Here is a 12,963-nt window from a genome sequence, read left to right on the forward strand (position 1 = left end):
TGCTGCGCTTCTCCCTTTGATGTTTGAGGCCGTTGAAAGACATGACCTCGTTTTACCATCAGCCAGAAGCGCAGCACCGCAATCCAAAATGGTCAACGCTGAGACGCAAAGCCGAATATCCCATCTAGTCGCATGCTCTGGGTCAAGCGGATTTTGCACGCGCTGCGTGGTTACCGTGTTGCAAGTCGTGCATTGCGGCATCTTTCTTACTTCTGTGGGTTCTGCATCGCTATTTCGTCCGGTGCTGGGAGCAGTGTTGTCTCCGCGGTCGACACGTGGTCGCCGCACGATGGGTTTTCGCAGGGTGGGTTTTCCTATGTTCAAGACGCAGTCTCGAGCGAGCTGCGACGGAATCGACGGAATGACCCAACCAACGTCCACAGCAGGGACGCCCAGTTCTCAATCGGGTTGAGGCACTGAGGTAGGTAGGCCGGCTCTCGCTTATGCGGGATCGCCAGCCAATGGATTGAACACTTCCCCGGTTTTGAGCATGCTATGCATGATAACAGCAAGCTTTCGCGCGACAGCAACCGCGGCACGCTTGAAGCCCAGCCGCTCACGCAGCTTCAGTCCCCAGGTTTTGAGTCTGCATTCGGTTCTGGCAGTGGTTCTTGTTAACAGAACGGTTGCCGCCTCGTAGAGTAATCCCCGTAGCCGGCCGTCACCGCGTCGCGAGATGTGGCCATCATAGTCGATCTCGCCTGACTGATAACGTCGCGTCGTCAGCCCGAGCCAAGCGCCAACAGAGCGCGAGGTGGCGAAGTTTTCAGGATCTTCGATCGCGGCAATGTAAGAGACGGCCGTGACGGCACCAACACCCGGGATCGTCATCAGCAGCTTCGTAGACTGGCTCTGTCTGGAGGCTGCAAGCAACTGATGATCAAGATTGGCCACGTGCTTACGTATGTCGCGCCACGCCTCGAGCAGGGGCGATATAACAAGTTCCAGGCCTTTATTTCCATCCAGCAGCCCTCTCACATTGGCACCAAATACCCGGCCTTCCCCCTTAGGCACGATGAGGCCGAACGTCTTCATCATGCCGCGTATTTGGTTGCTGAGCTGCTTGGAGATGCTTACGAGCTGGCTACGCGCCGCCACCAGTGTGCGCGTCAACATGTTGTCGAAAGATTTTACTCGCACGACTTTGTAAAAGCCGGTTTCGGCCAACCGCGCCAGGCCATCAGCATCATTGGCGTCCGTCTTGTTGAGCGTCTCGTTCAGAACCTTTTGCGCATGCCGAGCTTCTATGCAAATCGCAGGAATCCCTTCGGCCGTCAGCGTATGATAGAACCACGTCGACAATGGGCCTGTCTCGAAGACAACGAGCTTTGCGTGCGGAGCGTGTTTGCGGATCATCTGCGCCAGAATTATTGGGTCAGAAGGACATTTCCCTCGCCAGATCCGCTTCCTATCCTCTCGGATCGAGACCGCTGTATCTTTCAACGAAACATCAAGCCCATATATTGGTCCATGGTTGCCTCCCATTTGATGTTGGGCCCGGTTCCAATCGTGAGCCCGTATTTCCATCTTACCGGGGGCAACCACCCATGTCAGATATTGCTGAGGCAAAGGCGTGGGGGAACCAACGGCGATTACCCCATGTTCAAGAGCAGCAGTCGACAACGCAAGCCGCAGCTATGCGGCCCAGAGAAGTTACCGGTCTCTCATGATTTGTTAAATGACGCGGCGCTGACGGTAGCCGACAGGTGTATCGCCGGTCAGGTGTTTGAAGCTGCGGCAAAAGGCACTCGGCTCGCTATATCCAAGATATTGGCTGATGACCGGAATCTGCAAGGTGGTCGAGGCCAGCATGCTGCGTGCGATTTGGATCCGCACCGAGTTGCGAATGTCAGCATAATTGACGCCGCACTCCGATAACTTCCGCTGGAAGCTTCTAAGGCTCATGCCGAAATCACGGGCGGCATCTTCGATGTCGAGGCTTGCCGAACGGCAGAGGGCGGCGGTGATCCAGGCTTTGATGCTGGTGATCAGGTCGAGGCGGGCGTCGTCGCCGTCGATCAACTCGCCCAGTTCGATCTCCAGCCGCGCCTGCAGGTGAAAATCATACTGGTCGAGTGGCCGGTCGAGTTGTTGTGCAGGAAAGAAAATTGCGTTCTCGCGCCGTCCGAAACGCAACGGGCAGGCGAAATGTGCTTGATATATTGCCAGATGTTCACCGGGGAGATGCTCAAAGTCTATGCAGGAGGGCCGCCAGCCCGCGCCGATGGTCGCCTCCAGCATGGAGCAAAACACCATCTCCGTGAAGACCGCGTCCTGCACACGATCGCGGATCGTGGCGTCTTTGATTGAATAGGAGAAGCGCGCCAAACCGTTCTCAATGTTGAGCGCCGAGTTCGTGTTGCTCTGCAGTGCCGGGAAATAGCGGACGAACTTCTCGATGCCTTCGCCGAGCGTCGGCGCAGTATGGAACACACGGGCGACCATACCGAGGCCGTCGAATTTGAAGACTTTTCCGAGACTAAGCGCCAGCAGCGGATCGCTTTTCTCTTCCGCTGCAATTTCCAGGATGGAGGTGAAGGTCGTCAGCGGCAGGAAATGCTGGGCTTTCAATAGAGCTTCGTCGCCGATGCCGACGCGGGCGGCGATCGTCTGACGATCCATTCCACGAGTGTGGATCGTCGAAAGGACGCCATCGATCACCGATGCAGCTATGACCCCAGAAGATTCCATGGCGTTTTCCCCTCCGGTTTCACGCCGGACAAAGGATCAACGCAAGATGCATGCCAGATCGCCGTCGCCTGCATTTCCCGCGAACCGCGGAAATTTTTGGCGCAAAATGTCAATTACACGCCAGCGACTTTTGCGCACCATCAAGCCAGCGAGAAGAAAGTTCAATGTTGCGAACACCGGTCGGGCAGCAGCTTGAAGCGATTGCCGGATGCATCCGTTTGTCCGCAAAACGGCGGGCTTGGCTTCCGACGGAGGTGCAAAACGCCTTCGGCCACAGCGATCACTTCGAAGGAGGCATTGCATGTCTACGATGGACCTGAACAGCAGCAATCAGTTGAGACGCAACGCGGTCGGCATCTCGCATATCATATTCTTCGTGGTCGCCGCGGCGGCACCGCTGACGGCGGTCGTCGGCGCCTCGCCGGCGGCCTTCGCCTTCGGCAACGGCGCGGGCGTGCCGGCCATGTATCTGTTGGTAGGCGCACTCTACCTGTTATTCAGTGCCGGCTTCACGGCGATGAACCGCTTCATGGGCAGTGCCGGCGGTTTTTATCCCTATATCGCCACAGGTCTCGGCAAGCCGGCCGGCGTTGCCGGCGCCTTCGTGGCGCTCGCAACCTATAATGCGATCGACATCGCGGTATACGGCCTGTTCGGCTTCTTCGTCAACGACATCGTCAAATCAGCGGGCGGCCCCGACATTGCCTGGTGGGTCTATGCCGCGCTTCTGGGCGTTGCCGTGTTCTTCTGCGGCATGCGCAACATCGAGTTCAGCGGTAAGGTGCTGGGTTATTGCATGGTCGCCGAGATCGCTATCCTGCTGCTCCTGAGTGCCAAGGTGCTCATGACCGGCGGCGGACCGGAAGGCATCGTGCTCGCGTCATTCGGACCCTCGGCGATCATGGGGCCTGGGATCGGCGTCGCCCTGGTGTTCGTAGTTGCCTCCTTCATCGGTTTCGAGGCGACAGCGATTTTCGGCGAGGAAGCACGTGATCCGAAGAAGACCATTCCCCGCGCCACCTATCTGGCAGTGATCATCATCGCGGTGTTCTATGCATTCGTCACCTGGTGCATCGCGCTTTACTACGGTCCCTCCAGGATCGCCGCGGAGGCCACCGCCAACACGGCCACGCTCTACCTGACTGCCGTGCAGACGCTGCTCGGGCCTGTGGCCGGCATCGTGCTCAACGCGCTTTTGATCACCAGCCTATTTGCCTGCGCGCTGTCGTTCCACAACACGATCAACCGCTACTTCTTCGCCATCGGCCGTGAGGGGCTGGCTTGGACCGGTTTTGCCAAGACCCACGACGACCACCAGTCCCCCTACGTCGCTGGTGTGATCCAGACGTTGATCGTCTTCGTGCTCATCGCCTTCTTCGCGCTTGCCGGGCAGGACCCTTACGCCGTCGTATTCGCCTGGATGGGCGCCTTCGCCTCGATTGGCATCCTCGTGCTGCAGATCATGGTTTCGCTGGCGGTCATCGGCTTCTTCCGCGCCGACAGCCGCGGCGTCGGCCTCTGGCACCGACTGATCGCGCCCGCCATCAGCGGCATCGGGCTCGCCACCTGCCTCGTGCTGATGATCTCAAACATATCGCTGGTGAGCGGATCGGAATCGCTGGTCGTCGAGATGTTCCCGGTCATCGTCGCTCTGATCGGCGTGCTGGGCGCGGTCTTCGCCGTGTGGATACGCACCAACCGTCCGCTGGTCTACGCCAATCTCGGCCGGGCTTTCGAATAGGCCATCGCCGATCGGTCGCCGGAAGCTGTCCGGCGACCGCATAGATCTTCAACAAAACACATGGAGTTACCGATGCTGGATCATGTCGATCATTGCTGTGCAACCTCGCGAGCCAATGGAGCGCCTGTCGACGCGGCCGCCATTCATCCGCTCGAACCGCTGACGGCGGACGAAATCCGCAGGGCCGCCGCGATCGTTCGACGCGACCCGCCCTATGGCGTCGACACTCGCTTCGAAACTATCCAGCTTCTGGAGCCTAGCAAGGCGGAGCTCCGCGCCCGGCTTGCTGGCGGGCCGGTCTTGCGGCGCGCGCGCGTCAACGTCTTCAGCGCTGCCGCCGTCAGTGTCACTAAGATGATCGTATCGCTCGACGACGAGAAGATCATCTCGTCCGAGACCCTGCCCGGCAAGCGGCCAATGATTCAGCTCGAGCAGTTCCTCGGCATCGAGAGCATCGTGCGCGCCAATCCCGAGTTCATCGCCGCCTGCGCCAAGCGTGGGATCACCGAGATGGAAAAGGTCTGCGTCGATCCATGGTCGGCGGGCAATTTCAGCGTGCCTGGCGAGGAGGGCCGGCATCTCTGCCACGTCTTCGTCTGGCTCAGGCTTCGCGAGAACGAAAACTTCTACGCCCATCCGATCGAAGGACTGAATGCAGTCGTGGACCTGACCACCAATGAGGTGATCCGCGTCGACGATTATGGCGTCGTGCCGGTGCCGATGAAGGAGGCCAACTACGAACATCAGTTCCTGACTGAGTTCCAGCCAAAGGCAAAGCCGATCGATGTCGTGCAGCCGGAAGGCGTCAACTTCAAGTTCGATGGCCACAGGCTGACCTGGCGCAACTGGTCGCTAGTGGTCGGTTTCAACGCCCGCGAAGCGCTGACTCTGCACGACCTCTCCTTCGACGGTCGGCCGATCGTGCACCGTGCGTCGATCGTTGAGATGACCGTTCCCTACGGCAGCCCCGACAATGGCCATTTCCGCAAGAATGTGTTCGATATTGGCGAATACGGCATCGGCAAGCTCGCGAATTCGCTGTCGCTCGGCTGCGATTGCCTCGGCGTTATCAAGTATCTCGACGTCACGCTGAATACCATGGACGGCGAGCCGTGGACGATCGAAAAGGCGATCTGCGTGCATGAGGAGGATTCCGGTCTGCTCTGGAAACATATCGATTTCCGTAGCGAACGGGCCGAGATCCGACGGGGGTCCAAGCTGGTGATCTCGACGATCTGCACCGTCGGCAACTACGAATATGCGCTCTACTGGTATCTCTTTCTCGATGGTATGATCGAGTTCGAAGTGAAGGCGACCGGCATCATCAACACCGCCGCCTGCATCCCCGGCCAGCCGGGCAAATATGGTCGCGAGGTCGTGCCCGGGGTGATCGGCCATATTCACCAGCATATCCTCTGCGCGCGGTTGGAAATGACGGTCGACGGCGATGCCAATAGCGTGGTCGAGTGCAACACCTATGCCGAGCCGCTCGGCCCGGCAAACCCTTATGGCAACGCCTTTTACGAGCAGGAGACGGTCTTCTCGCGCGAAAGCGAGGCTGCGCGGCGCGCCAATCCGGCGTCGCATCGCTATTGGAAGGTCATCAACCCTAACAAGACCAACTACGCCGGCTCGCCGGTAGGCTATCGGCTGGATGCAACGCATTGCATAGCGCCCTTCGTGCATCCGGATTCCCCTTCGGGCAAGCGCGCTGGCTTCGTGCAGAACCATCTCTGGGTGACAGCGCTCGATCCCGAGGAGCGATTTCCGGCCGGCGAGTTCATGAACCATTCGGATGGCAGCGGCGGGGTATCAGATTTCATCAAGAAGGATCGGCCGATCGAGAATACCGACATCGTGCTCTGGCACGTCTTCGGCCTGCATCATCCGGTGCGGATCGAGGATTTTCCCGTCCAACCCTGCGTGACCACTGGCTTCAAGCTGATGCCGAACGGCTTTTTCGACGGCAATCCAGCGATAAACCTGGCGCCGGAAGTGAATGCCGCGAGTTGCAATGCTTAGTGGGGCGGGCTGTTTGTCGTCCGGTCCAAGGAGCAGTTGCCGACAACGTCTGCCCAGGCAGGCCTGAGATGAATGCTGACGTCATCCTGTTGAGCGGCCTGATGCTAGGCTTTGCCGGCAGCGCGCATTGCGCCTGTCTCTGCGGCGGCATCGCCTCGTCGCTGATGCTGGCGACCGCGGCAGAAAGCCGCCGCTCGACCTCGTTCCTGATGATCCAGTTCGGCCGCATATTGACATATGCGGTCGCGGGTGCAGCCGTCGGCTCGATGATGGAGACATTCGGCCGGCTGCTGCAATTTTCGGGCGGGCAGGAGGTGTTGCGGCTGATCGCGGCCGCAGCCCTTATCTGGTCGGGACTTTCGATCGTCGGCATTCTGCCGGCGATTCGACGGCTGGACGGCAGGGTCATGGCTGTAATCGGCCGGGCGCCGGCGGCCATCTCGCGGCCGCTCAGCGCATCGGCGCCGCTCGCTGCCGGCATCTGCTGGGGGCTGGCGCCCTGCGCCATGGTTTACAATGCGCTGATGACGGCGATGCTGACCGGCTCGATGGCCGGCGGCGCGCTGTTCATGACCGGCTTCGGGCTTGCAACTATTCCCGCCGTTGCGGCTGTCGCCGCTGGCGCGGCGGTACTGACCGGGGCACAATCGTCGCGGTGGCGAGGTCCGGCCTTGCGGCGCACGGCAGGACTGATGCTCTCGGTCATTGGTGTTCTGAGCGCGACATTCCCGGCCGTCTCGCTTGCGGGCCTTTGTCTCGGCTGAGGTATTTGATGTGCGATTGCTGGCCGATCTGGAAGCAGGTGTCGCCTGTCGTTTAGCAGTTAACCGGGCTCATCCTCAAAACCGCCGCTGCCCAGTTCGCGTAGCTGTGTATAGCCGAATGCGCCCACATCTTCGAGGAAGCCGCCTCGGGCGCGAACCGTGACCGCCCACAGCTCGCGGCGGCACTCACTACATCCGCGAGGGCGATACACTCGTTGTGTGGAAGCTCGATCGATTAGGCTGGTCGATGAAGCAGCTCGCTGAAAACCGTCCAAGGTCTGGAAAAGCAAGGCATCGGATTCCGTTCGCTGACGGAGACGACTGCTTCCCGTCACTCCGCAGTGACGCTCTCCTCGACAGGACGGACGTTCGCAAGCCGAGAGAGAGCCTCCCGGGCACGTCAACGGCGTGAACGGTAGGCTTGAAATCCTCCTCCCATGGCTGGAGGAGGCCGCGCCGGACGTCGCCTGCAGGAACTAAAAGCCCCCCAAGAGAAGTTTCCGATCAAGGCGATCGGGGCCGCCGGCTACTGCGCGGTGTGGCAGGGCCAGAAATCCTGGAACGGGGTTGCGATTCTTGCAGAGGGGCAGGAGCCACATCTTACGAGGCGAGGGCTTCCACGCGAACCGGAAGACGAGCACGGCCGCTACATCGAAGCCATCGTCAACGGGATCGTCATAGGTGGGCTATACCTCCCGAATGGCAATCCTTATCCGGGACCCAAGTTCGACTATAAACTGCACTGGTTCAAGCGGCTTCAAGACTACGCCGCCGAGCTGCTGGAGCTGGAGGTGCCGGTCATTCTCGCTGGCGATTTCAACGTGATGCCCACCGAGATGGACGTCTACAAGCTGGAACGGTGGATGAACGACTGTTCCGCGTCGAAGTCCACTCAAATCTCGTGCCGCACGATATGCGTTCCCATGGTTTCAGGCACAGGACCTTCCTGGGCTATCATAGATCTCTATTGACCTCCCGCTGAACTTGACGTCGCATCAGCTGGCTAAGTTTTCCGAACCATGCTCCGCAATAGCATGGTTAGGGCGCATCGGCACGTCGGATCGCTGCTTGCTTAACAGCGATCGTCTCTATCTAGGTCGTAGCCCAACCCGTTCGGTTGCATAAATACCTCTTCGCCACTGACACTGAAATAGCGGGGTCAACGGTTCTGGCACGGCGAGAGCTTTCCCGGCCAGCGTCCAGCTTGTTGCCGTTGTGTTCACGTTCTGGGCGAAGAAGATCACATAATGGATCGTCGGGAACCTCTCCGGCCGGCGAACAGAAGAACGTGTTGTGCCAATCACATAGCTATCACGAATGGGCGGTCTACTGGGTAGCGGCGATCGCCACGCACATCGAGCCGCGGTGCAACGGTGGAACCGGTTACATGAAAATGCTTGCCATTGAATGTGACATCCTCTTCCGTCCACAGCCGGCGGATCAGCCGCATGAACTCTTTCGTACGTGCATAGCGCTGCGTCTGATCGCCTTCGTCGTCGCCATAGGCGGCAAGGTCGTCCTGTCCGGAGACGACGTTCACCCGAACACGCCCCCCGGTAAGCGGATCGAGCGTCGCTGCAGCGGAAGCGAAGTTCGCCGGGCGCCAGTAGCGGGGCCGCACAGCGATGAGGGGCTCGAACGTGGTGGTGCGTGCGGTAAGCGCTGCTGCGATCGTAAAGGTGTCAGGGCGACCCCAGCCCGTCCCGATGAGCGCCCCCTTCCAGCCATGGTCCTCGAGTGCTCTGGCCTGGGCAGTCAATGCTTCAAGGCTGTTATGGTTTTCGATGGCGGCATCGCCTCTGTGGCCTGCCTTGACGTCGTTTGGAATGTACCACAGGAATTCGGAGCTATTGGTCATGGGGTAGCCTGGATTGTTTGGACTGGATCGTGAAAGGTCGTGTGGTTAGGCCGTAACACGGTTTCGCAACCGGCCCTCATCGAGCAGGATTCTGACCGTCCGCGCTGCATTGGTGCGCATTTCGACAGCCGCATGGTCGGAGTAGAAGGCGTTGTGAGGCGTGATGACAAGCCGTCCGGCAAGCCAATCCTCGCGGTTTCGCCATGCAGACAAGAGGGGATGTTGGCCGGGCGGTTCCTGGGCCAGCGTGTCTATCGCCGCTGCAGCAAGGTGGCCGCTGCGCAATGCTTTTTCGAGGGGATCAAGATCCCCGAGCAATTCTCCGCGAGCGGTATTGACCAGGATCGCCCCCGGTTTCAGCTGTGCGAGACCATCAGCGTCCAGCATGCCGCGGGTCTCCGCGGTCGCAGGACAATGAAGCGTGACGATGTCCGACTGAGCGAGAACATCTGCGAGCCGTTCCACGCGCTCATAACCGACAGCCTTCTCATGGCCGGGCGGCTGACCTGGATCGTAGCCAAGGATGCGGAAGCCGAACGGCTTCAGTCGGTTGACGACCGCCGTACCGATCCGGCCGACGCCGATGATTCCGACGGTTGCGCGGTTCGAACGGAAAAGCGGTTTGAGGCTATGGACCTGCCAACCGGACGCGTAGCCGCGAGCGCGGGCATCGTGTTCCCAGAGACGTCGATGAAGCGAGAGGATCATTGCGATCGCGTGATCGGCAACCTCTTCGGTGCCATAATCCGGGTTGTTGGCAAAGGGGATGCCCGCGCTTGCCAATGCCGCAAGGTCGATCTTCTCGTAGCCGACGCCATAGCGCACGACGCCGCGGCAGCGCTTAAGATAGGAAATGCTGCGCGAGGTCAGTCGCGCGCCCCAAACCATCAGCGCGTCGAGTCTTGCTAAACGATCGGCGTCAAACAGCGTCTCGTCGGTGGTCGCGAAAAAATCGATCTCGACATCCCCTCCGAGTACATCAGCCTCAAGATCTGGGGTACCGATCATATGATCGGTGATGCCGACCACATACTTTTTCTGTGTCATCATCGTCTGCCGGTCATGCTATCGCGTCATGCCCCATTTCAGGATCGTTCGCCGCTCCAACTGCCGGAACAGGACATTCTCGACGAGGAGGCCGAGCAGGATGACCGTCATCAGGCCCGCGAAGACCCGGTCGGTATAAAGCTCGTTGCGGTTTTGGAAGATGTACCAGCCGACCCCACCGCGGCCCGAGGATGCCCCGAAGACGAGTTCGGCGGCAATCAACGTCCGCCACGCGAAGGCCCAGCCGATCTTAAGTCCCGCAATGATCGACGGCAGGGCTGCCGGCACTAGAATGAGGAAGACATAGCGCAACCCGCGCAGGCCATAATTGCGGCCGGTCATTCGCAGGGTCTCCGGTACGCTGGTGAAGCCGGTATACATGTTCAGGGCAAGCGGCCAGAGCACCGAATGGATCAGCACGAAGATGAGGCTTCCCTGGCCAAGCCCGAACCACAGGAGTCCAAGCGGCAGAAGCGCGATTGGGGGGAGGGGATTGAGCATGGAGGTCAATGTCGACAGGAAATCGCGCCCGAGTTGGCTGGATACGGCAAGAGATGTCAGGACGAAGGCCAGAACGACCCCCGCGACATAGCCTTTGACCAGGATATCGACGGAGTTCGCTGCGCGGCCAGGTATGATCCCGTTGCCGATGTCTTCGAAGAAGGCTTGCAGCGTTGCCGTGAATGAGGGCAGGAGAAGGTCGTTTCCCTGAAGTCTTGCGACAATCTCCCACATAACAGCGAGAAAGATCAGGATAAGGGCCTTTCGCAGCCAGGCATATTGCCAGAGGCGCTGCGGCAGCGACACGCGCCGCTCGATGGAACTGCCAGCGATTGGTTCGGGTATTCGCTCGTATTCAGGTCGGATCGGAGGCGTCGGCCGTATTGCGCCAGGGCCAGCGGTAGCAGTGTCACTCATGATCGCTCTCCGTTGCACCGGGCGTTTCGTCGAACAGAAGACGATGAATGCGCGTCGCGGCGGATTGAAACTCAGAGCTTCCACCGCTCTGCAGGTCCCATTCATGGCTGTTGATCTCAGCGCGCATGCGGCCCGGATGCGGAGACAGCAGCGCGATACGGTTGCCGACGGCCAACGCCTCTTCGATGGAGTGGGTGACGAATAGCAGAGTGAAGCGCACATCCTCCCACAGCGCCAGCAGTTCTTCCTGCATCTTGCGCCGGGTCAGCGCGTCAAGCGCGGCGAAGGGCTCGTCCATCAGCAGGACACGTGGCTCCATTGCGAGCGCCCGCGCGATCGCAACCCGTTGCTTCATCCCCCCCGACAGTGCATTCGGATAGGCTTCGGCAAAACGACTTAAGCCGACCTTTTCCAGATAATGGTCAGCCCGTTCGAGAGCTTCCTTGCGGCCGAGGCGGCCTGAGACCCGAACAGGAAACGCCACGTTCTCGCGGACGGTCTTCCACAGCGGTAGCTGGTCGAATTCCTGAAAGACTACCACGCGGTCCGGTCCTGGCCCGGTGACCGGGCGACCATCCAACAGGACTTGCCCTTCGCTGGGCGCAATGAAGCCGCCGACTGCCTTCAACAAGGTGGATTTGCCACAGCCGGAGGCGCCGAGCAGGATGAAGCGGTCTGCTTCCCAGATGTCGAAGCTGACATTCTGCGTCGCGCGCACGATCCGCCCCGGCGCCACATATTCCAATGTAACGCCTTCGACCGCAAGAAGCGGCGTTTGCGCCGAGTGACTTGTATTGCCTACGGATGCAGTTGATGTGCCGTCCATTCTATCTCGCAAATGCTCTGCGCGGCCTTCAAGGCCGCGCTATTGCAGGATCAGGTTTGCCCGATGAGTGGTCAGCTGCCGTTGTCGCCATGTGCTTCCGGAAAGAAGTAGTCCTTCCAAGAGCTGGCCTCGTTCTTCAAGACGCCGATCTTGTATAGTTCCGAGGCGTATATGAAGGTGTTTTTGGGCACGATCGAAAAGTCGTTTTCCGGGTCGTTGATGATATCGAGCACGAGTTTGGGCGAGAGCTTCGATTTTTGCTCGCGGATGAAGGTCTCTGCGGCGTCCGCCTTGTGAGTTTTGATCCAATCTGCGGCATCGCGCAGCGCCGCGTAGAAGGCAGCATAGGTTTTGGGATTCTTGTCATGGAAAGCGGTGGTGGCATAAAGAACGTTGAAGGTCGCCGGACCGCCAAGGATATCATAGGAACTGATGACCTTGTGAACTGCCTTGTTGCCCTGCAGCGCCTGATAATAAAAAGGTGCTGAGGAGAAGTGCGAGTTCACTTCCGTCCCGCCCGAAATCAGTGCCGCGGTTGCATCGGGATGCGGCAGGCTGACGGTGATATCGTCGAGTTTCTGAAAATTGTCCTTGCCGAAGACCTTGGCGGCCTCGATCTGCAGCGTTCGGGACTGAAAACCTACGCCAGCCGCAGGCACCGCGATCCGGTCGTTGGATCCAAAATCCTTCAGGGAATGGATGTTTGGATTGGTCGTCAACAGGTAGTTGGGCTGCGAGCCAAGTGCTGCTACCATCTTGACGTCCTGACGCCCCTTGGTCCGGTCCCAAGTTGTGAGCGCCGGCGGCACGCCGGCCGCGGCGATATCGAGATTGTCGGATAGAAGCGCTTCGTTCATCGCCGTCGCACCGGACACCGTCGCCCATTCGACGTCAATGTCGAGGCCGGCTTCCTTGCCACGCTTTTCGATGAGCTTCTGATCGCGAATGACGTCGAGCGTCAGGTAGGAGATGCCGAACTGCTGGGCGATGCGGATCTTCCCTTCGGCCGCAGCCTGCCCGGGCGCCAGCATTGCGATGAGACCGAGGGACGCCCCAACGGCGAACAATGAGTTACGCCAATTGAGATGGCGGCGGC

General features: G+C 59.7%; 9 protein-coding genes and 3 pseudogenes. 5 read left to right on the top strand and 7 right to left on the bottom strand.

The annotated features are described in order from the left end of the window. Nucleotides 1-441: 441 nt before the first annotated feature. Entirely contained in the window at nt 442-1,485 is a 1,044-nt protein-coding gene (locus DMO26_RS15760) for an IS110 family RNA-guided transposase (RefSeq protein WP_117193125.1), read from the bottom strand. Between the two features lie 189 nt (nt 1,486-1,674). Then, nucleotides 1,675-2,691, bottom strand: coding sequence for an AraC family transcriptional regulator (locus tag DMO26_RS15765; protein ID WP_226951307.1), 1,017 nt, complete (start codon nt 2,689-2,691; stop codon nt 1,675-1,677). 301 nt (nt 2,692-2,992) lie between these two features. Here DMO26_RS15765 and DMO26_RS15770 point away from each other — a divergent pair, with 301 nt between their 5' ends. The 5 genes and pseudogenes from DMO26_RS15770 to DMO26_RS15790 all read left to right on the top strand — a co-directional run. Then, nucleotides 2,993-4,432, top strand: coding sequence for an APC family permease (locus DMO26_RS15770; RefSeq protein WP_117193126.1), 1,440 nt, complete (start codon nt 2,993-2,995; stop codon nt 4,430-4,432). 72 nt (nt 4,433-4,504) lie between these two features. Next, nucleotides 4,505-6,454 (top strand): primary-amine oxidase, encoded by a 1,950-nt coding sequence (locus DMO26_RS15775; RefSeq protein ID WP_117193127.1) that lies wholly within the window; start codon nt 4,505-4,507, stop codon nt 6,452-6,454. 68 nt (nt 6,455-6,522) lie between these two features. Beyond that, nucleotides 6,523-7,218: a sulfite exporter TauE/SafE family protein gene (locus DMO26_RS15780; RefSeq protein ID WP_117193128.1), complete on the top strand. Its 696-nt coding sequence runs from the start codon at nt 6,523-6,525 to the stop codon at nt 7,216-7,218. A gap of 116 nt (nt 7,219-7,334) precedes the next feature. Further along, nucleotides 7,335-7,535 (top strand): annotated as a pseudogene (locus DMO26_RS34390) (recombinase family protein); the annotation flags it as partial. Nucleotides 7,536-7,626: 91 nt separating this feature from the next. Beyond that, nucleotides 7,627-8,090, top strand: a pseudogene (locus DMO26_RS15790) (exodeoxyribonuclease III); the annotation flags it as partial. Nucleotides 8,091-8,548: 458 nt separating this feature from the next. On the opposite strand, the pseudogene DMO26_RS15795 reads toward DMO26_RS15790, so the two are convergent. From DMO26_RS15795 to DMO26_RS15815, 5 genes and pseudogenes are all read right to left on the bottom strand, one after another. Beyond that, a pseudogene (locus DMO26_RS15795) lies at nt 8,549-9,076 on the bottom strand (LLM class flavin-dependent oxidoreductase); the annotation flags it as partial. 45 nt (nt 9,077-9,121) lie between these two features. Then, nucleotides 9,122-10,123, bottom strand: a complete 1,002-nt coding sequence (locus DMO26_RS15800; RefSeq protein WP_226951308.1) for a C-terminal binding protein — start codon at nt 10,121-10,123, stop codon at nt 9,122-9,124. Nucleotides 10,124-10,141: 18 nt separating this feature from the next. Then, on the bottom strand, nt 10,142-11,041 hold the full coding sequence (locus tag DMO26_RS15805) for an ABC transporter permease (RefSeq protein WP_205421225.1): 900 nt from the start codon (nt 11,039-11,041) through the stop codon (nt 10,142-10,144). After that, complete coding sequence (locus tag DMO26_RS15810; protein ID WP_117193130.1) at nt 11,034-11,867, bottom strand: ABC transporter ATP-binding protein; 834 nt, start codon at nt 11,865-11,867, stop codon at nt 11,034-11,036. The genes DMO26_RS15805 and DMO26_RS15810 overlap by 8 nt, the downstream gene beginning before the upstream one ends. 71 nt (nt 11,868-11,938) lie before the next feature. Further along, on the bottom strand, nt 11,939-12,898 hold the full coding sequence (locus tag DMO26_RS15815; RefSeq protein WP_226951309.1) for an ABC transporter substrate-binding protein: 960 nt from the start codon (nt 12,896-12,898) through the stop codon (nt 11,939-11,941). Nucleotides 12,899-12,963: the final 65 nt, after the last annotated feature.

This window comes from Rhizobium terrae (genome assembly GCF_003425685.1).
GTDB classification, from domain to species: Bacteria; Pseudomonadota; Alphaproteobacteria; order Rhizobiales; family Rhizobiaceae; genus Neorhizobium; species Neorhizobium terrae.

Coding starts and splice junctions, on each gene's coding strand:
- DMO26_RS15815 (WP_226951309.1), bottom strand. CDS start 12,898: ATGCTGGCGCCCGGGCAGGCTGCGGCCGAAGGGAAGATCCGCATCGCC.
- DMO26_RS15775 (WP_117193127.1), top strand. CDS start 4,505: ATGCTGGATCATGTCGATCATTGCTGTGCAACCTCGCGAGCCAATGGA.
- DMO26_RS15765 (WP_226951307.1), bottom strand. CDS start 2,691: ATGGAATCTTCTGGGGTCATAGCTGCATCGGTGATCGATGGCGTCCTT.
- DMO26_RS15780 (WP_117193128.1), top strand. CDS start 6,523: ATGAATGCTGACGTCATCCTGTTGAGCGGCCTGATGCTAGGCTTTGCC.
- DMO26_RS15760 (WP_117193125.1), bottom strand. CDS start 1,485: ATGGGAGGCAACCATGGACCAATATATGGGCTTGATGTTTCGTTGAAA.
- DMO26_RS15800 (WP_226951308.1), bottom strand. CDS start 10,123: ATGACACAGAAAAAGTATGTGGTCGGCATCACCGATCATATGATCGGT.
- DMO26_RS15770 (WP_117193126.1), top strand. CDS start 2,993: ATGTCTACGATGGACCTGAACAGCAGCAATCAGTTGAGACGCAACGCG.
- DMO26_RS15810 (WP_117193130.1), bottom strand. CDS start 11,867: ATGGACGGCACATCAACTGCATCCGTAGGCAATACAAGTCACTCGGCG.
- DMO26_RS15805 (WP_205421225.1), bottom strand. CDS start 11,041: ATGAGTGACACTGCTACCGCTGGCCCTGGCGCAATACGGCCGACGCCT.